Annotated in this window: 17 protein-coding genes; 16 read left to right on the top strand and 1 reads right to left on the bottom strand. The window is 27.4% G+C overall.

Annotation, left to right across the window (positions count from 1 at the left end):
* Positions 1–69: 69 nt before the first annotated feature.
* The 11 genes from TS70_RS02755 (at position 70) to TS70_RS02705 (ending at position 17,115) form a co-directional block, all read left to right on the top strand.
* Positions 70–2,244, top strand: a complete 2,175-nt coding sequence (locus TS70_RS02755) for a hypothetical protein (RefSeq protein WP_198049343.1) — start codon at positions 70–72, stop codon at positions 2,242–2,244.
* A gap of 29 nt (positions 2,245–2,273) precedes the next feature.
* Entirely contained in the window at positions 2,274–4,415 is a 2,142-nt protein-coding gene (locus tag TS70_RS02750; protein WP_198049342.1) for a glycoside hydrolase domain-containing protein, read from the top strand.
* 1 nt (position 4,416) lies between these two features.
* A complete protein-coding gene (locus tag TS70_RS02745; protein WP_198049341.1) occupies positions 4,417–4,929 on the top strand; it encodes a hypothetical protein in 513 nt (170 codons plus the stop codon).
* Positions 4,930–4,965: 36 nt separating this feature from the next.
* Complete coding sequence (locus tag TS70_RS02740) at positions 4,966–9,429, top strand: ABC transporter permease (RefSeq protein ID WP_198049340.1); 4,464 nt, start codon at positions 4,966–4,968, stop codon at positions 9,427–9,429.
* Positions 9,430–9,441: 12 nt separating this feature from the next.
* Positions 9,442–10,662 (top strand): hypothetical protein, encoded by a 1,221-nt coding sequence (locus TS70_RS02735; protein WP_198049339.1) that lies wholly within the window; start codon positions 9,442–9,444, stop codon positions 10,660–10,662.
* An 80-nt stretch (positions 10,663–10,742) separates the two neighbouring features.
* On the top strand, positions 10,743–12,041 hold the full coding sequence (gene xseA / locus TS70_RS02730) for an exodeoxyribonuclease VII large subunit (RefSeq protein WP_198049338.1): 1,299 nt from the start codon (positions 10,743–10,745) through the stop codon (positions 12,039–12,041).
* Positions 12,031–12,252, top strand: a complete 222-nt coding sequence (gene xseB / locus TS70_RS02725) for an exodeoxyribonuclease VII small subunit (protein ID WP_198049337.1) — start codon at positions 12,031–12,033, stop codon at positions 12,250–12,252. Before xseA ends, xseB begins: the two co-directional genes overlap by 11 nt.
* A 6-nt stretch (positions 12,253–12,258) precedes the next feature.
* Positions 12,259–12,933, top strand: coding sequence for a hypothetical protein (locus tag TS70_RS02720; RefSeq protein WP_040093612.1), 675 nt, complete (start codon positions 12,259–12,261; stop codon positions 12,931–12,933).
* A gap of 13 nt (positions 12,934–12,946) precedes the next feature.
* The gene (locus tag TS70_RS08410) at positions 12,947–14,725 is read left to right on the top strand and encodes a 1-deoxy-D-xylulose-5-phosphate synthase (RefSeq protein ID WP_198049336.1); all 1,779 of its coding nucleotides are present in this window, start codon (positions 12,947–12,949) and stop codon (positions 14,723–14,725) included.
* Positions 14,726–14,791: 66 nt separating this feature from the next.
* On the top strand, positions 14,792–15,889 hold the full coding sequence (locus TS70_RS02710; RefSeq protein WP_198049335.1) for an aminopeptidase P family protein: 1,098 nt from the start codon (positions 14,792–14,794) through the stop codon (positions 15,887–15,889).
* Positions 15,889–17,115: a hypothetical protein gene (locus TS70_RS02705; protein ID WP_198049334.1), complete on the top strand. Its 1,227-nt coding sequence runs from the start codon at positions 15,889–15,891 to the stop codon at positions 17,113–17,115. Before TS70_RS02710 ends, TS70_RS02705 begins: the two co-directional genes overlap by 1 nt.
* Positions 17,116–17,179: 64 nt before the next feature.
* Here the strand turns inward: TS70_RS02705 and TS70_RS02700 are convergent, their stop codons facing one another.
* Positions 17,180–18,490, bottom strand: a complete 1,311-nt coding sequence (locus TS70_RS02700; protein ID WP_198049333.1) for a phosphatase PAP2 family protein — start codon at positions 18,488–18,490, stop codon at positions 17,180–17,182.
* 233 nt (positions 18,491–18,723) lie between these two features.
* Here TS70_RS02700 and TS70_RS02695 point away from each other — a divergent pair, with 233 nt between their 5' ends.
* The 5 genes from TS70_RS02695 to TS70_RS02675 all read left to right on the top strand — a co-directional run bounded on the left by TS70_RS02695 (position 18,724) and on the right by TS70_RS02675 (position 21,046).
* Entirely contained in the window at positions 18,724–19,053 is a 330-nt protein-coding gene (locus tag TS70_RS02695) for a hypothetical protein (RefSeq protein ID WP_198049332.1), read from the top strand.
* A gap of 94 nt (positions 19,054–19,147) precedes the next feature.
* Positions 19,148–19,366 carry a hypothetical protein gene (locus tag TS70_RS02690; RefSeq protein ID WP_040093606.1) on the top strand — a complete coding sequence of 73 codons (219 nt, stop codon included), beginning with the start codon at positions 19,148–19,150 and terminating at the stop codon, positions 19,364–19,366.
* Positions 19,344–19,601, top strand: coding sequence for a hypothetical protein (locus TS70_RS02685; protein WP_040093605.1), 258 nt, complete (start codon positions 19,344–19,346; stop codon positions 19,599–19,601). The genes TS70_RS02690 and TS70_RS02685 overlap by 23 nt, the downstream gene beginning before the upstream one ends.
* A 94-nt stretch (positions 19,602–19,695) precedes the next feature.
* The gene (locus TS70_RS02680; RefSeq protein ID WP_198049331.1) at positions 19,696–20,292 is read left to right on the top strand and encodes a M60 family metallopeptidase; all 597 of its coding nucleotides are present in this window, start codon (positions 19,696–19,698) and stop codon (positions 20,290–20,292) included.
* Positions 20,293–20,314: 22 nt separating this feature from the next.
* Complete coding sequence (locus tag TS70_RS02675) at positions 20,315–21,046, top strand: putative mucin/carbohydrate-binding domain-containing protein (RefSeq protein WP_198049330.1); 732 nt, start codon at positions 20,315–20,317, stop codon at positions 21,044–21,046.
* Positions 21,047–21,472 lie beyond the last annotated feature (426 nt).

The following is a 21,472-nucleotide window of genomic DNA, read 5'->3' as shown; positions in this document are numbered from 1 at the left end:
TTTTTTTTTTTTNNNNTNAAANNAAAAANGTATTTATTTTTATAATGTACAAAGGGAAGGTTTTATCTTATGAAAAAAATATTAAGTTTTTTTGCTATTACAACTGTTGTAGTTGGAAATAGCATGCCGTTATTAGCTTGTCGCCATAAAAATGACAGTAATAATGACAACAATGATATTCCTGAAAAACTTCGTAGTATGATTAATACAACAGGGTTGCTAACAAAAATTTCCTTATTAGCACGTCATGAAAATTTAAATTTTAACCCAAGTGAACTTGTGCGAAGTTTATATGCTCCAGCAGCATATTGAAAATCAATTCCAAGTATTTATACTTACAATAATCAAAAAATTAATTTATCAAAATTAATTCAAGATTTTAACAACAATTACAATAAAATGATTGCCCACACAAAAAATGCTGATCCGAAGTCAACACGTGAACAATTATTACCACAATATTATATTGGAATGTATAATAATTTTTATTATCGTGATTTTCTTGCGAATGGTTTTTTTGACCCTGCAAAACAAGAAATTGATCCTAATCGAAGTGAATTATTAGGTTATAACTATGACATGGGCGCATTGTCAACTTTAATGAACAATGTTGGTATTAAGTTTTGAATGCCAGCAACACGTGCTTTTTATGTTAGTTATCCTGCAGGAGGAATGGGACTGTCAACCAATCCTTTCTATAATAACCAACATGTTGGTGTTAAAGACAAAAATTTATTTATTGATACTGAACAAAGTACTGGTTTAAAACCACAATATGAATTTGGTGATAATGAATATACGATTGAAAAAACTTCAACTTTAACGGCCATCTATGGTAAAACAGCACAATTTTTATCAATGTTAAATCAAGTTGATGAAAATCCTTTAGGTGCTCAAATTAGTGCGTTGTTTTTAAATAATATTTTTAACTTTATTGGGAAAGATGCTCAAGTAGAAACAAATCCAATTTATGTTTTATTGCGAGTAATTATTAGTGAATTTTTAGGACAAATTAATTCTTTTGCAGGAATTAAGAGTAGTTGATTTTTTTCAAGTAATGAAGTTAATGATGAATTAAAAGGATTAGTAGAACAAAGCACGGAAGCAAAAGAATTATTAACAAAGTTAAATGGCAAAGCAAGCAAGGGATATCATAATTTTGATTTAGTAGGGGTAGGGGCCATTATGAATAAAAAAATTCCTGATTTTAAAACTTATAATGATAATAATCTTGTTGGAAACTATCAAAATATTGGTCATGTTGGTGAATTATTACTAAATATTTGAAAAAAATTGTCATCAACAACCCAAAAAGAATTAAATCTTAAAATAACAAATAATATTATTGATAGTCTATCTGAAAAAATAAAAATTGCAATTTTGTTAACTTCAGAACAAGCACAAAAAACAAGTTTACAACAATTATTAGATATTCTCTTGGCTTTACAAGGTGATAAAGTTAATTTTAAATTTACTTTATCAAATATTTTCTTTGATTTAACAGATTTAATTAAAACTTTAACTAGTGATAATGATATTTTGACAACTTTAAGTGGTTATCAAAACTTAGCAAACTCTTTTGAAGAGTTAACAACAACAAATTTAAACAATGTTTTAAAAACAATGGGTTGAAATAATGGGACAAACAAATTTGAAGACAATTCATTATTACAACATTTATTAGTTGCTATTTCTGATCCACATGCCATTGCGTATCAAGATTATAATTACTTATTCTTTAATAGTAATAGTCCTTTTTTTGCGGGTGTTAATAATGTGATGAAAACGCTTTATGAAAACGTATTACAATATGTTGTTGATGATAAATATTGAACAGTAAGTAATCCACAATATACGCAAAAAGTAGTTGGTGCGGAAGAACGCTTATCATATGATTTTGAATACAATGGTGTGGGTGATAGTTCAGTAACAAAGCTATATACTGAAAGTCGTACTAATCAAATTAATGTTAATGATCAATTTTATGATGATCATTACAATCCAAAACAGTTTTATAGTATTGATAATAAACAAGAAAACATCGCCTATAGCGGGTTAGGATTATCAGATAATTTAAAACCAGTTAGTCATAAATATCATATTGAATGAACTAATGTTGGTAATTTAGAACAACCAATGTGAATTATTACTAAAATTGATAGTTATGTTCGTTCAGGTGAAGTTACGAATGGAATCGGTTCGACGCAAAGTGGAGCTTGAAAACAAATTTATTTCTTATATTAATTGATCAAAAATATGAAAGGGTTTTATAAATGTTTAAAAAAATTTCAATGTCATTAATTTTAGTCTTAACGATTTTTACTGCTGTAGTGACAATTGTTTTATTTGCGAAAAAAGATAGTTTTATGCGAAGTGTATGATTGGATGGTTGTGAACCAACAACACAAATCCAAAGCAAAGATAAAACACCTTATGCTCATACCTTTTTTGGGAGCCAACATGATAATTATGCTTTGTACCAACCAAATGAGGTAAGCAATGATTTAAAAGATGCACAATTTTATGGTAATTTAGAAAACTATAATAATTGTATTAATCCGAATGTTAATTTACAATTATGAAAACAAGACTTTATTAATACACAATTAATTGTAAAAACAAATAACTATGATATTACTAATTTAACAGCAACTGTTACTAATGCTGCTGCATTAGAAAAAAATAATCTGACCGTCCAGATTGGTTTTAATCGTTTTATTTATGCATCATATTCGTTAACAAATCAAAAAATCCCAAATCCATACGGAATTAATGAAAAATTATTAGTTCCTGATGCAATTACTACAAATTCAGTTGAAAAAACTGCTTATAAAAATAAAGTCTATGTTTTATGAATTAAAATTATGAGTTTCAAAGATAAAATTGTGGCTAATCCAGGAAATTATCCGGTTAAGGTTCAGTTAACGGGGGATGTTCCCGGCACAAAACAAACTAATGTTATTTTAAATGAAAATGAAATTCAAGTTAAAGTTAATGATTTACTATTACCAGCAGAGCAAAAGAAATCTGATTTTAATATTTATTCCTTTTTTGGTTGAAGTGCTGCTTACTATAACAATTATCAAGTTCCAAATAGTATTAAAAACAAATATGATAATATTGAATACATTGATTATAATTGAGAACATTATTGAGAACCAGAGCACAAATATTTACATAATGTGTTGGGGATGGATTATTTTCAAAGTTCAATTTCACTAAATGAGCGAAAAAATACCGAATGACATAATAATTGATTAGATGGAAATAAAGTTCAGACCTTTTTGCCATGACGTTATAATCAGCAAAAGGGGTTGTACATCGCCGATGAAGATTGAAAAGCATGAGATCATTATATGAACAAAATGGCCGAAGTAGGTTATACAAAAGCACTTCTAAGTGGATGACAAACAGCTTGAAATAAAACTTATAAAACTAATAATGTTTGAGATGAAGATAAACAAGACTATATGCAAATTAGTATGAACATGTATGTTGAAGATGGGGTTAGAAATAATGAATGGTTTTTACAACAATTGTTAAACCATATTAAAACAGGTAACCCGAAATGAACGCAAACTGTTACACCATATCTTTATATTGATGAATTATCTGGTTCAGCAATTGGAAAATATTTAGCATTAATTCAAAAATATGATCCTAATCGAAAATATATTAAGTTAGCGGCTTGTGATTGAGAACGTAACATTGATTATAAAGACCCAGCAACATATGAAGTTGATATTTTACATATTTATTTTTTAGATATTTATAATGAACAAAATAGTAAGTTTATGAACTTAGTAAAACAACGTAATGAAAAAGGATATATTACTGGCCAGTATTCATTAGATGTTGATAATACCTTTAATTTAATTCGTTCTGAACCAGGAGTAAGTTCTTACATTCAATTAGCTTTATTAAAAGAGAATGCCCCACATTATATGCGTTATCTTTTAAATGGATGAACAAAAACAGCATACTGATCAGCTGATTATGATGAACATACTGGTTTAATTTATATTGCTGGTGATACAATGTTTGCTTATCCTTCGATTGCTAATCCTGATCCAAACAATAATAATAAAGCTGCTTTTAATCCCTCAACACGATTAGATGCAATTGCTTATGGAATTAATATGAATAATAAAATTATGTACTTAAAAAAACTAAACTTATTATCAAATTATACAACAATGATGTCATATGTTAATAGTAATGTTAAATTAAGTAAACCAACGAGTCGTACTAAGTTTGATTTTAATTACAATGGGTTAACAGCAGAAAGTGATATTAAAATTTCAAATTCATTCTTATATCGTTTTTTAACACGGAATAATATTGATGAAGTAATGGTTGTTAAAACATTTGAAAACATTATTAATAAAGTTGTAACGACATATTTAGGAGGTTAAGATGATTCCGTTTTATTTAGTTATTCTTGAAATTTTTATTTATTTATCGGTTGCAATTTGATTTATTGGAATGATATATTTAATTTATGGTTATTTTCAAAGTTTTCTTCGTAAAGAGCGAGTAATTTCATGAATCTTTTTTGGAGTTAATGTTGGAACAACATTAATATTATTGATTTTAGTAATTTTATCCCTCTTAGCAATTTTTCAGCCAATTATTTTTGGTAATGATGATATTTCTAATGAATCAACATTATTAAATATCGCTTATTTTGGAATAAGTACTTTGATTTTAGCAATATTATGAATTATTTATTTAAGTAGTTGTTCAATCTACTTTACAATCTTTTGAAAAAATGACCGTCTTTATTTTTTTGGTAGTTATTTTGATCAAACTAAAAATAAAAAAATTATTGTAAACAAACATGTTTTAATTTATCGGAATAAAATTTTTTTTACAATTATTTTTCGTTTTTCTAAAACTTATCAATATTTAACTACTAAGGAAAATTAAAAAGCATTATTATTTTTAACGAAAGAGGTCAGAAAAATGTGATTATTGTTAAAACAAGGAATTTTAAATACTTTTAAAAATAAGACACAAGTTTTTATTTTTGTGATTTTAATTGTTTTAACTGCACTTTTTTCCACTGTTTGTTGAACTTCTTTTGACCGCTTACAAAAAGCAAACAAAACAATGGGGTATGGAACATTAAATATTAATTATAATTATAATTATATTTCAACTAATTATGAAGCAAATAATCAACAAACAATTACGCCATGGTTTGCTTTTGATGTTGATTATGCTGGAATTGGAACTGGTTTTTTTGAAAAGAATTATGGAACCTTGACCATTGGTGGTTCAAATGATGTTTTAAAACCGTTTGATTTAGGAACTGGCTTAAAAGGAGAAAAATATCAGTTTAAAATTGAAGGAAACCGCTTACAAATTGCCAAGAGTGGGCGTTGAGTACCATTTGAAAATGTTTTATTAGATTATAATGCAATTAATATTACTGATAATAATGTTTTAACAGGAGAATTTTCACAGTTATATCGGTTTAATTTTAATGCCTATTCATTTCAAAAATCATTATTAGGGCAATTATATAATCGTTTTATTTTTAATAATGCTGTTGATCCAACTCTTAAAACACAGGCAATTAATTTAGTAAAACGTTATATCCATTTTATCTTAGAGTCGCGGTTAACTTATTTGGTATATAAAAACATTAAAGTTTATGCCTTAAAAAATAACACAACAGATGTTAATCTGCTAAATCAATTTATTAATGGTGTGAACTTAGGTGAACATTGGCAAACAAAGAATTTAGGAATTGATAATCCTGGTAAAAATGTTGCTCGTGCCGATCGAATTTTTTTAACACCAACAGCAGCAACTGATAAATATTGGGGAATGCGGGGAACATTAGGTTTTCCAATTTATGATTCAAATAATACTTTGGGGTTAAAAGAACTTGATTGTCAAAATAGTACTGGTTGTACTGGTGTCGAAAATTATCGTTATTTTTTAACTGATGCTAAAAATGATAATATTATCCAACTTTTAAATGATAAAAATGATCATAGTAATGTTACTAAAAACTTTTTACTAAACGGTAGTTATAAAGTTCGTAATTTAAGTACATATGACTTTTTTGGCCAGTATGATTATAATAATAAATTTATTAATAATGATTTTTTAACAACTTATCAAGATATGTTGGGAATGGTTAGTAATTTTGAAATTGTTAATCGAAACCAGGCAATTGCTTGAACAACTGATGGTAAAAAGTATAAATTTATTGATTGAACACAACCCTATAATTCAGGGCAGTTAAAAATCTTACAGAAATCAAAATGATTTGATCGTGGTTTAAATGAAATGGTTGATACAGCAATTGTTTTACCACAGTATTTTAAAGCAAATCACTTACGTTTTGATGATACAATTTTAGTTAATCAATTAAAACTTTATATTGAAGCTGTTGGGGGTGATACTCAAAATATTTATCCAACAATTTATGATACTGATTTTTTACCTGATGCAAGTAATGAATCAATTATTTATGTCCACCCGCAAATGTTTAATCGTTTATTTGGTTATAATAACGAAGGATTTACTAGTCAACAGTATCAAGATGTCAGTACCGTTCAACTAACATATCATGGTGCTAATCAAAATAATATGGAACCTGATTTAAATTATTATCGGGTTTATTTAGCTGATAATATTAATCGTTTGGGAAAAACAGTTGAAGCAATCTTTCAAAATAAAACTGATGTTATTAATAATGTTAGTTTTAGTAAGTTTAATGCAAACCAATTAGTCAATAATCGTTATCAATTGTTAAATAATGCGATTAAAATTTATCATTTAGTCACAATTGGGATTGTAATCTTTTTTGCTGTTATTGTTATGATTATTTTGTTTATTCAATTAAAGAGTATGATTGAAAAACAACGTAGCCAAATTGGTATCTTAAAAGCAAATGGTTATAATAATTTTAAAATTGCATTGTCCTATTTGATGTATTTCTTAACTGCTTTAGCTATTGCAACACCAATTGGATGATTACTTGGTTTAGGACTCCAGGTGCCAATTATTAACTTATTTGGACAATATTTTGTGTTACCAAGTACTTTTATTGTTAATTGACAAATATTATTATTATTTTTCCTTTTGGCAGGAAGTATTATTTTTGTTCTTGTTGTTATTGAATGTAGTATTATATTGGGACGGGAGGTATTAGCACTAATAAATCCAAATCGTGATTTTAAACCAAACAAATTAATTAGTCGGTTATCATTATATTTTACTAATCGTTTATTTAAAACGCGCTTTCGGTTAGTGTTATTAGGGGCAAGTTGAAAAGCAGTTACTATGTTCCTAATAACAACTTTTATTGCTACTGGAACGATTACATTAGCAGCTTTGGTTCCAAATAGTATTAAAACCTTAAGTAAACAATATTATCAAAATTTAAATTATGCCAATGAATTGAACTATCAAAATGTTATTTATAATAATCCATTAAGTCGGTATGAACTTTATGATAGTCCTAGTGAAGATGTTCCTGATTATGGTGGGGTTAATGACCCAATTTATCAAAAGTTAGAAAATGTGCCAATTGCCCCATATGTTTATGCCCATGGGGCAGATAATACAACAAAATGAATTACTTTACAAGAATTAGCAACTAATCCTAATTACAGTACATCTTATCCTTCGTTTGTTGTTAATATGTTAGTACAAAACATGACGGTGTTTAAAGGAAGCAATATTTCAGTTGGGTTATTACGTTATTTATATGATTTACCAACTGATAGTAATATTAAGACGCGACTGGATAATCAATTATCATTAGTAACATGTACTTTTTTACCACAATTATTTGGTCAATCACCAGTTTCAAATTCAGAAGCAGCCGGGACAACATGACATAAATGATCATATTGTATTGAACAAGCAACTAATACGATTTTACCAACGGTTATTAAGGAAAAATGAGCAGCAAATGAAAAATATCAGTTACGTTTTAATTTTGGGTTCAACTCAATGGCTTATGATCAAAAAACAGATAGTTTATTCACTGGTTTTGATACAAAAATTGCTGCTGTTAACGGGATTATTCGTGATAGTGCAAAAAATCAAATTTCATCATATGGTCTTGATGTTAATGATAACCAAGTTGTTTTTACAAATAAATTAAAGACAAAACTACAAGAACCTCCTTCAAATCAAGGCAAAACAATTCCAATTGCAATTAATGATTCAGCAGCAACAAAATATAATTTAAGAACAAATGATATTATTAATTTTTATACGAATCAACCACGATTACAATATTTAGGCAAAGATCAACAATATTATGATATTAAACCAGAGTGGTGAACTTATCAAAATGGTAATGTTACAAATGACCCTTGAACTTTGAATTTATCGCATTTAACAAACTCCTTATTAACAGGAACCAATAATGACCAGTGAGGAACAAATGTTAATCAACCATATGCTTCAATTAGTGGATTAAAATTAAATTTACCAGTTAATATGATTGATGCCCATGTTTGAAGTCAGGACAAAATTGATATTAATCCAGGAAGTGGTCCCACTAAAATTGATTTGTTGAATAATAAAGTTACTAAAATTAAACAAAATAACTATATTATTGGGGCATATGATTTAAACTTTGACCATCCTTTAAAATCATTAATTGATTTAGTAAATGGTGGCTTTGGTAAAAATTGGTATGGTCAATCCTTAAAATTAGGGTTATTGCGAGTAACTACATCTAACTTTAATGTTTTATCTGATTATCAATTTAAAGTTGTTGGAATTCAACATTCTTATGATCAAGCACGGATTTTTTTAGATCAAAAATGAGGAAATCAAGTCCTTGGTTATCAAAACAGTCCGCAATGATTTAATGGTAAATATACGAAAGCAATTCAACCAGCTGATCAATTTCAACGTTATGTCTTATCTTCTATTAGTGCCGATAACGCGTTGAGTGATGGTTTAACTTTTTTTAGTTCAGCCGTTGGGAAAGTTGATTATTTGCATAATAAAAAGCAAGTTGTTAATCAATTAAGCTATTTTACGACTGTATTAGCAGGAGCATTAGTATCAATTATTATTTTAACAGCAGTTATTATTATTTTCTTGGTGACAGATGTTTTTATGGAACGATATATTAAGTTTATTGCTTTAATGCGGGTTTTTGGTTACCGGCGCGGAGAAATTAATAGTATGACCTTGGCAATTTTTATTCCTTTTGCAATTTTAGGGTGATTATTAGGTTTTTTCCTCGTTTGAACAAGTGTTTATTTTGCGTTTAAAATCGGCTTACAAGCGATTAATTTACCATTAAGTTTACCAATGCCATGTCTATTATTTATTATTATTTTTGGAATAATTAGTTTTATTTTTACTTTAACTTTTGTTTTATCAACAAGAAAAATTAACCAGTTACCAATTCAAACAATCGTTACCTTAAGTGATGAATAGGAGATAGGATTAATGAAAAAAATATGAACAATTTTAACAGTTGGAACATTAATGTTGGGATTACCTTCAACATTAATAAGTTGTGCAACAAATGATAATTTATATCCGGTTCAAAAAGATACCTTAGCATTAGCGATTCAAAAGATTACAAATACAGTTGAGACATATCAAGAAATTGAAACTGATAATAACAAAGTAACCTTGTCGGAAGGTAAAACTTATGCTGTAAATACTATTTATCAAGCATTGGGTGGCGATAATAATATTTATGGTGTTACACCTAGTAATATTAAAATTACAAGTGTTTTAAATCGGGATGGACAAATTCTTGATGATCATAATTTTTCAGTTGGAATAATTTTTGAAGTAAAATATGATATTAATAATAGTTTTGAGTTTTTAACTAAGCAATCATTTTGACTATTTTTAAAATATTTAGCTCCTGATAAAATCATTAAACCTAATTTAGTTTTTACCACAAGTAGTGCTTTTCAAATTACTAATAATAGTGTATTAGGTCTTGGTAGTCAGGGGGCCGTTGCAATTGAAAAAACAACAACAGGTTATCAAACAACGGATCAGGAATTATTACAGTGAGATTGTGATACACTTAATCATCAAAACTTATTACAACTTGGTCGTATGATGTGACCAAAAAACATTAACAAAATTCCAAATGATACAATGCGAATTAATGTTGTGCAACATTTTCCAAATAAGAAGCAATTATATATGGCAATCCAAAATGTTAATAATGGTCAATTAACCTCACCAGAATATAAAGTAATTAAAGTGCAAGGGCATGATCAATGAAATTTATTAACCGTTGCGTTAATTCAAGTCATTGAAATTCGTAATAAACTATATGCTGCTGTTATTAATCCAGCAACAGAAAATTTAGATCCAATTTTATTTCAGTTACAATATGATGGTTCTGATTGAATTTTAGATTTAACAACGCCAATTTTTCTTAATTTAAAACAAGGATTTAGTCCTGGCGAAGAATATTTAACAACAAATTCATTATTTACCACAAAAGGTGTAACATATCTTATGACAACACTCGGGAATTTATACCAAATTGATTACTTAAACCAAACTTTTTTATTAAAAAAAATTATTAATGAAAAAGAAACAACAAATAATATTCGTAGTTATCTTATTGATGAACAAAATAATAAAATGCTTCGAATCAATCATGATCAGTTAGAAGAAGTTAATAATATTTATTAAAATTAGTTTAAAAATAAACTAATTTTTATTCTTTTCAATGATATTATTAATTGGAAGAGAATGGCTTGTGGAGGAGTTTTATGAGTAAAAATATTTATACGGTTAGTGAAGTTAATGCTTATTTAAAAACATCAATTGAACAAAATCCTAATTTTATTAATATTTCTTTACAAGGTGAAATTTCTAATATTGCAAACCATTCATCAGGACATATTTATTTTACGATTAAAGATGATAAAGCACAAATTCGAGCAATTATGTTTGCATTTAATGCTAAAAATTTACAGTTTAAATTAAAAGAAGGGTTAAAAATTGTTGCGACTGGTTCAATTAAAGTATATGAGCCGCAGGGAACATATAGTTTACAAGTTGTTACTTTATCTTTGCATGGGGTAGGGGACTTGTTCTTAAAATATGAAGCGTTAAAACAAGAATTAAGCAAAAAAGGATGATTTGATCAGTCATTAAAAAAACCAATTCCTCAGTTTCCAACTAATATTGGGGTTATTACCGCTCCAACTGGAGCTGCCATTCGTGATATTATTACTACGATTCATCGACGTTACCCTCAAGCTAACATTTATTTATTTCCAAGCTTAGTGCAAGGAGAAGATGCAAAACACGATATTCGCAAAAACATTAAAGCAGCTTTAGCTTTTAAACCTAAAATTGATACTTTGATTGTTGGCCGTGGTGGTGGTAGTATTGAAGATTTGTGAGCTTTTAATGAATTGGAAGTTGTTGAAGCAATTTTTCAAGCAACAATTCCTGTTATTTCAGCGGTTGGTCATGAAATTGACTTTACCTTAGCAGATTTTGTTAGTGATTTACGAGCACCAACACCAACACCAACCGCAGCGGCAGAACTAGCAACACCAGATCAAAAAGAATTAATGAATTTTTTAAAACAACAACAACGTATTCTAATAACAACGATTAAAACAAAAGTTGATAAATTAGCAGATAAAGTAGCAGAACTAAGGAATGGTTATGTTTTAACAAAACCGCAAGCATTGTATGCACAACAAGAACATTCTTATCAATTATTAGTAAAACAGTTTAATGTTTGTCAAGAAACTTTTTTCTTAGCAAACAAGAATGTTATTCAAACCTATTATCAAAGGTTAATTACATTAATGCAACAACAAATGGTAGCAATTGAATATAAAAAAAATAATTTATTAAGTAAATTAGATTTATTAAGTCCGTTAAAAACACTAACGCGAGGATATAGTATTACTTATAATAACAATAAAAATGTGTTAACATCAATTCAACAAGTAACGAATAATGATATAATTATGACACGTGTGCAAGATGGAATTATTCAGTCAGTTGTACAAACAATTAAGAAGGATAGTGAAGAAAATGGCAGATAATAAATCATTTGAACAAGTTTTAGAACAATTAAAACAAATTGTTAATGATTTAGAAAATAATCAGTTACCATTAGATCAAGCGATTGATGCTTTTGAAACAGAAATTAAATTAACTAAATTAGCAGAAACTAAATTACAAGATATTAAAGATAAAGTCACTAAAATTGTGAAAAATAATAATCCGACTGATTTTAAAGTTGATGAAGAATAATTTATTATGGCAGGACAAATTTTTGAACGAAGTGGCTGAGTTAAAAAAAATAATAATAAAATTAGAAAAAAATTATTTAAATTGAAATTAAGTTCAGTTGTTTTAAAAGACTTTAAAACATTTGATGAAAAAGATATTTTAATTAAGAATTTTGTTTATTTATTACGATTAAATAACTTTGATGAACAAGAATATTTTGATAGTATTATTTTAATTAGGTTAGTTTTAATTTATTATCATATGCAATATGTTCGACATCCGGGAGTAAAAGGAGAAGAAATTCAGATTTTAAAAGTTATTAAAGAATTGGAACAAAAAATTTTAGTTAATAAAATTGATACTAATCATGAAAAAGAAATTTTTGCGAATGTTAAAATTGATGATCCAAGTATTGCAAAATACTATCGTTTTGATTTGCTATATAATTTTATTGCCAATATTTTTTATCAACCTTTTATGAAAAAACGTAATGCTAAATTGTACTTTGATTATGGATATTATCTTGTTTTTTTAATTAATTTAACAGTAATGAAAAAACTATTTAAAGATAGTGCGAATGTTGAAATTTATAAAATTAAATTAGATGTAACAGCTAATTGTCATTATTTAATTGGTGAAATTACGCCATTATATTTCAACAATTTTGTACAGCAAATTAATTATTTTTTACAAAAATATTAAGTGAGGTTAGAAGATGAAGTTAAGAGATTATCAGAGTCATTATGATCTAAAGGATTTGAAAACAAAAGCATTAATTGAATTAGCTAATGATGTTCGCCAGCTGATTATTGAAACAGTAACTAAAAATGGGGGTCATTTAGCTAGTAATTTAGGAACAGTTGAATTAACAATTAGTTTATTAAAGACATTTGATATTGACAACAATGATATTATTATTTTTGATACTGGTCATCAAACTTATGCTTACAAAATTTTAACTGATCGAAAAACCCATTTTTCAACAATTCGGTTACCTGATGGTTTAGCAGCATTTCAGCACGTTAATGAAAGTAAATATGATTATATTTCAAATGGACATGCTGGAACGGGTTTATCAACGGCAATTGCTTATAGTTATAATCCAAAATATAATAATATTATTTGTATAATTGGTGATGCATCGTTTACAAATGGTTTAACGTTAGAAGCTTTGACTCATTTAGGATTAATTTCAAATAAAATTATTGTTGTTTTAAATGATAATGGAATGAGTATTTCAAAAAATGTTAATATTTTACATACAACAGTTAGTAAAGTTCGAACAGGATGGTTATATCGTAGTGCTAGTAAGATTTCAAAAGTATTACGCTACATTCCACCATTAACATTACTATGGTTAGTGCATTTATTAGTGGAAAAAATTATTCGTAGTTTTGCAATCCCAGGATTATTTGCTGGATTTAACTTAGATTATATTGGCACTGTTGATGGCCATCACTTTCGGAAACTAAGAAAAAGTTTTCGCCAAGCAAAAAAAAGTTCAAGTAGTGTTATTGTTCATGTCAAAACGAAAAAAGGTTATGGTTATGGTTTAACCCAAGCAGAACAAGAAAAGTATCATTCATATAGTTTAAAAGATACCAAAAATAGTGAATGAAGTTATCATATTGCCCAAACAGTTGAAAAAGTTTTTCAAACTGTTCCGGAGAAATTTTATTTTATTTCAGCAGCAATGCAAGCTTCGATTTACTTAGAAGAGTTTATGATAAAAAATGCACCATATTGTATTGATGTTGGTTTAGCAGAAGAACATGCAATTACATTAGCATCTGGTTTTGCGTTAGATCATCACCAAGTTGTTGTTAGTATGTATGCTAGTTTTTTGCAGCGAACTTATGATCAAATTTTACATGATGTTGTTCGTAACCGGTTACCTGTTATTTTTTTAATTGATCGTGCTGGTTTATCCCCTGGTGATGGTGATAGTCATCATGGTATTTATGATGTTGGTTTTTTAAATAGTATGGGTGATATTCCAATTATTAGTCAACCAGCAACAACTGGTGAATTTGATCACTTGTTTAAATTAGCTCTTGCAAACAAACAAAACCCATTTTTTATTCGCTATCCAAAAAGTGGGATTGTTACACAACCTTTAATAAAAGAATTTAACCTTGGTGATTGAGAATATGTTATTAATAATAGCGATGCATCAATCTTATTAATAACTTATGGTAATAATGTCTTAAAAGCACAAAACATTATTACTAAATTAGCAACTAATAAAATTAACCTTGTTAATGCAAGATTTATTAATCCCGTCGATAAAACAATGTTAGGACAAATTAGTGCAGATAATTATCAACAAATTATTGTTTTTGAAGAAGTTATTAACCAGACAGGACTATATGCAAAAATTATTGATTTTTTACCACGGCATAAAACAACCATTACTCATTATGGTTATCAAAACGGCTTAGATAAAAATAACAGTAATCTTCTGGAAGAAATTTTACAAAATTTAATTAATTAAATAAAAAAACCTTGTATTCTAGGACAATAAGGGTTAAATTTATATATATGAAAAAGGAGAGGGAATATGAAAGAATATGTTAAATTCAAATTAAATAAACAAGCACAACTAGAGCAATACTTAAAAAAACATCAAGTTGATGGGATCTTGTTTCATTCAACAGTTAATCGTTTTTGATTTTCTGAGTTTGAATCATCAGAAGGATATCTGTTATTTACAAAAAATGAATTAATTTTGTATTTAGATGGTAGATATATTACGGCCGGAAAAAAACAAGCCAAAAATGTAACTAATGTTCAGGAAATGACAACAAATAATGCTGGTGGTTTTTTTGGAATGTTACAAAATGATTTAACGAAAAACAAAGTCAAAGTATTAGCTTTTGAAAGCGATTATTTAACATATTTAACTTATCAAAATTTAGCAGTAAGTTTAGCAACGATTGAATTAAAACCAGTTGATTTTTCTGAGTTACGAACAATTAAATCAAACCAGGAAATTAATGTGTTAAAACAAGCCTGTGCAATCGGTGATATTGCTATTAATAATGTAATTAAAAATATTAAACCAGGAATGACGGAACGGCAAGTTGAACAAATTATTATTAATAGTTTTATTGAGGAAGGAGCCGATAAACCAAGTTTTGACACAATCGTTGCTTCGGGCTGACGGGGAGCATTACCACATGGTCGTGCAACAGATAAAGTGATTGAAAATAACGAATTAATTACAATTGATTTTGGTTGTATTTATAATGGTTATTGTTCTGATACTACTCGTACGATTGGGTTAGGAAAACCCTCACCACAAATGCTAGAAATCTTTGATGTTGTTTATCAAGCACAAAAACAAGGGATTGAAGCAATCAAACCAGGTGTTAGCACTGCAACAATTGATAAAATTTGTCGTGACTATATTACAAGTAAAGGCTATGGTCAATACTTTACCCATTCAACTGGGCATGGGGTTGGGATTGAAATTCATGAGTTTCCACGAGTATCACCATTTTGTAATGTTCCTTTAGAACCGGGGATGATCATTACTGTTGAACCCGGGATTTATATTCCTGATGTCGGTGGTGTTCGCATTGAAGATGATATTTTAGTAACAGAAAATGGTTATGAACTTTTAACAGAAGCAAAGCGTGATTTAATTTTAATTTAATGAAACTGACAAAAACACAAATTACTTTTCTTATCTTTTTTATTTTCATGCTTTTGTTTCTATTATTATCAATCATTTTAATTGTCATTGCTGGAAATCAAATCCATCGATTACTTGTTAATAACCAAACCCTTGTTTTATCAGGAACTAATGCCTATGGTAAAGCAACTATTGTTGTTGCAGATTTTTCATCAGCTTTTTGGTTAATCCAATATGGTATTAATTTTATTTTCTCAATGAAAATTATTAACCAAAATAATATGGAAATATTAACAACTAATTTTGTAACTTTATACCAAGTTGGTTATTCTTTCTTAATATTCCTTGTTCCTGTCTGTGGATTTAGTTTTTTAATTACAATTATAGTATGCTTATTAACTTGGCAAAAAGCAACAAAATCACTGCCATCAACACCGCCAATAGTTAAAAACGAAGATAATCAATTATTAAATGATTTAAAAACTAATATGAACCAAGTGCAAGATTATTTAATTAAATTACATAATGATGTAAAGGCTTTAAAAAAATTTACGGGATTAATTACCCCAAAAGCAAAGGTTTCTTCAAACCAAGTTAGCGAAGAACAAATTGAACGGTTTGGTCATGATTTAAATGTAATTCAAGAAAAATTAGGACAGCAGCAGCAACACGTTGAAATGTTAAAAACAGTTGATCGTGATGAGTTTGAACGAACAAACAGTGGGATTGAACGACCAATTAGTTTGGTTAAACCAACCGAATATATTATGCCAAAACGTGATACAAATTTTGTTAATGATTTTCCAACGCAACAATTTCTATCAACAAAAATGTTAACAGAAACAAAAAGTGAGAAAAAACTCTCTTTAAGTTCAATTTTTGATCGAAAAAAAATTAAAGAAGAGTTAGAAGCAGAACCTGATTTAGAATTAGATGATAATCAAACCGAAAATGAAGAAGCTTTTAAAGCTTTTCCATTAGAATTTAATGACCCAACAGTTATTGAGGATAAAGCCTTTCGTGAAAAAGTTGGTTTTAATTTAAATGATTATGATTATACAACTGACAATGGGAAGAATCTGGTTGAGTTTCAAACGGTGTATCAAGTTGGTGATCGAATGATTGATAATGGTGTTGAATATGAGATTATGTTAGTTGTACCACGAAACGTTAATGATACGATAATGTATGAATTAACCTTAAAGTCAACTGTTGATGAAACAGTTAAATCAGTTATGAAAAAATAAGAAGGTTTTTTTCTTCTTATTTTTTTATTTTTTTGTAGTTTATTTAGAAAATAATAGATAGTTCCTATTCTTTATAAATAGTATTATCTTTATGTCAATATTTATATTTTTTAGATTTGTTAATGTTAGAAGTTCTAACTTTTGCTACAATTCATAAAACACCATCAATATTAATAAATAAAACTGTTCTTTTACCATTATTTCATTCAAACATGTTATATGTTTTATTTTGTTTGTTTCAAATGAATGATAAAATTTTATAAATGACATGATCAACGAGATAAGCTACCCCTTTAAAGCATATTAATAAAACAATTAAACTAAACATTAAATCTGTTAAATAATGTGTTCTTGAAATAATTTGCATAAATCCCATCATCGCAACATCGGCAATAAAGAAGCCAAATATTAATCATTTTCATCAAACAATATTTTGTTTACGTTTTTCATTCATGAAATATAGTAAGAATCCATAAACGGGCATTGATGATGAATTCATATGGCCAGATGGAAATGCCTTGTCACTTCAAAAATGATTTCCTTCGCCACTTTTACCCAATAAGAAATCTCAGTATTCAGCTTTAAATTCTTGAATTTGTCATCAATCTAAATATTGTGCATTAACTATATTAGTTGGTTTGTTTGTTCAATTGCTTGGTAAGTTATCAATAACATATTGATAATCAACATGAACTCAATAGGGTCTTCCAAAAAAAGTTTTTAAAATTGGGTCAAAAGTAACACCAAAAAGACCGAATACGACAAATATTTTTAGGACATCAATTCAATAATTATTAGTTAACAAATCATCTCTTTTTGAAAATTTAACTCTTAAGAATCAAGCAGTCCCACACATTAATATAACTTCAATACTAAGTTGAATCGTCATTACTATAATCGTATTTGTTCCATCAAGACCAAATCAATAGTCTCTTCCTTTACCACTAAAAGCATCAAAGGTTGCTTGTTGATAGATCATTCTACTAATAATTAATGTAAATAAAATTATAAATAGGGCATAAACTATTATGATAATAATATTTAAAAATTTAAATTTTGCTTTATATTTTATATTTAAACTTTCTAACAAGATTCCAGCTCCTGCAAACATAAATGGGGCTGTCATTGTATAAGCTAGTTTATCTCAAAATAAACTCAACCAACTGACAGGGCCATTATCATTTAAATCACCAATCGCTTTTGCAATTGGTCTATCGCAAATACTTCCTACGATAAAAAGGGTAATAACAACAGTTAATGCAATAATTTTTAATATTTTAAAAATAATTTTGTGTTTACTATTTTTATTAATAAATGCAGAACCGTTAGCATAAAACTCTTTCTTTGGTTTTCTCTTAAAATTTAATATATTCATAAAAGTATTATATCATAGTAAAAAAAGACCAATTTATGTTTCTTAATATTTTCGCTACTTTTTATAATAAATAAATCAAAAAAATGTGGAATATTAATGATATTTAATAGAGGCATATCTCCACCACGATGTGTTTGACAAAATGACATAGTATAAGGTTTTTAAACTTTTTTTAATTAGCTGATTAATTCAAGAGTTATTTGAAATAACTTTATAGTATTAACGAGGGTATTATGGGCAAGATTAACAATATATCAGCTGTTTGTAGTGGGTGCAAAGCAGGATTAGAGATATATCTTACAAAACTATTAGAAACATATGATATCAATAGTGAAGAAATTACCTTTTTTTCGTATCAACATCGACAACATAAGAAAATTCTTGAATTAAAACCAATTGATGTTTTTCGTTGTAATAATCAATTATTTGGTTTTAGTCTTGCTGGAAGATCAAATCCTAAATTTATTAATAATAAGAGAATTAGCTGAAAGGTATTTCAACTTCATCAAAAAAACAATAACAAGAAATTAAAAACCACAAAATTTAACACCCGCAAAGATTAAAGAACAACCTGCTGGTGGCTATCATCGTCAAATTAATAAAAAATGAATTATTATTATTTTATTGTTAGTCCTAGTTTTAGGAGCAATTATTAGTATGACAAGTTATTTAATTATTAATAGTTTTAAAAAGTTTTCACCAGATGTAATTCTGAATGCGGATGGACCAGCAAAACAAAATGCGCTGTTAGAAAATCGCCAATTTGCGCATTCTGAGCTTCTGTCCACAGGTTATTTTGCAAATGATTATGAACTTTTTACCATTACGTTAAAAAACGGATTTGATAATAAAAATGTTTATTTACAAGTTGGATAATACAACCGAAATTATTCCTAAAATTCAAGGGATGATTTATTTAACTAATTATAGTACAAATAAAGATGTTGAAGTTGAAAGCATTACTGGACCAGCAATTTATCAAGTTCCAACTTTTAAAATAGGGAAAACTGATCAAAAAACTTTTTTAAATAATGTTGCAACAACTAAAAGTCCTTTTGTTGAATTTATTAGTAACCATTTCTTTAACAATGCAAACATATCAAATTGTTAAAATATTTTTATGGGAAAACCAAAATAATGTTAATATTGAAAAAATTTTAGAAAATTAAGACAATATTTGAAAATATACAAGTGAAGCATATGGTTTGAATCCAAATTATTCAGGAATTGCAAAGAAGCATCAACAATATATTCATATTGCTAATCCAGATACGGGGGCAGGTTATGCTTCAGCAACCAATTATCATATTACCTTTCAAAATGATACAAGTGCCGGCGCTGATTTATTTACTAGTACAAGTAATAATCAATGAGGGTTATGACATGAAATTGGGCATACTTATCAAACTCCACAATACCAATGAAATGGTCTTACTGAAGTAACAGTTAATATTAGTGCGCTTTATGTTCAACAAAAATTATTCAATGCGAATCGGTTAGACACTCCTAGTCAAATTACTAAAATTAAAGATCATTTTGCGCAATCAGATCAGCAACGAAATTTTGATGATATTAGTGATTTATTTACTAAATTAGCGATGTTTTGACAATTACAAATGGCTTTTGGTAATAATTTTTATCCAACTTTATCACAATATTATCGTCTTTTACCATTTTCTGATAATCCTGGAACAAATGTTGAAAAACAACAATTATTTATTGAAATGACTTCGCAAGTAAGTAACTGCAATTTAGCGCCTTTTTTTTATAAAGTGAGGTTTAATACCAACCGAAGCAACTAATCAAAAAAATAAAACTTATCCAATGTTAACTAAAAACATTTGAGAAAATATTATTGATGGTACTCATCAATCAATCGTTGAAGACAATCTTGCAAAATATGAAATTACAACAACTGATGTTTCTTTAAAAAATAATGTTGAAATTAGTTTTGGAACAGATATTAATATGACAAATTATGGAAAATATTTTAATTATGATCAGAATTTATCTATCTGAGAGGTAGGAATGCAAAATTATCAAATATATCAAAAGACTAGTGATAAGTATAAAGTGAATGTTTTTATTGGTTTTAAAACAACGGGAAAATTACCAAATAAATATGTTTTTGCAATATCAAGTAATTATAATAATACTATTAAGTTTTTAGGTCTTGCAAATAGTTATCATGGGATTTTAGGGTTGGATAAAAATAATAAAAAAATTAGATTGTATGGTGATGCTGAAATTATTCATAGTTATTTTGGTGATAAAGATCCGCCATATTATCGAATTATTATTAGTAATCAGAATGGAATCATACTTTATGATCTTAAAATCCTTGGTACAGATAATTTTCTTAATGTTATTCGAACTAATAATTTATGAAACGAAATTAGTTATGATGAAAACTATTTGATTACATTAGAATTACAAGAAGCAAGTCGTGTTTTAAAATTTAATTCCCTTTTAAATGACTGAACAGCAGTTTCGACAACTAATAAAGTTACAAAAAAATATCAAATTATTAATAATAAGTTAATAGAAGTTAATTAAAGTATTGTTATTTTTTTCTTAAAAGAAATTGAATTTTTTAAATAAAAAAGTAAATTTATTGTTAAATCTCTTGCTTTTTTTATAATATGTAAATTGTAATATGAAGTGCAACAAATCAACTCAGAAAGCTCTGGCACACTAGCTTTGTTATTTGATTTATTAATTTTATATTTGCTATTAACATTGTTAATAGTATTTTTCAGTGTGCCTTACTTATTTTTTATATATTTAACAATGTTATTAACAGTGTTTATTACAGTAAAGGAGTATTTATAAAAAAAATAAATGTTGGTAATGATGAAATATTTTCTCAANAAGANCGTNAAAATATTTTAGANAAAGTAAAAAATTTTTATNAAAATANANTNGTTGAAAAAAATGAATTGGAATGGCAAGGGTTTTTTGGACAAATTTTATGTAGAGTAA

Source organism: Spiroplasma sp. hyd1, assembly GCF_016082235.1.
Classification (GTDB): Bacteria; Bacillota_I; Bacilli_A; order Mycoplasmatales; family Mycoplasmataceae; genus Spiroplasma; species Spiroplasma poulsonii.
The sequence above is the reverse complement of the archived record's forward strand: the minus strand, read 5'-3'. Positions and strand labels throughout refer to the sequence as shown.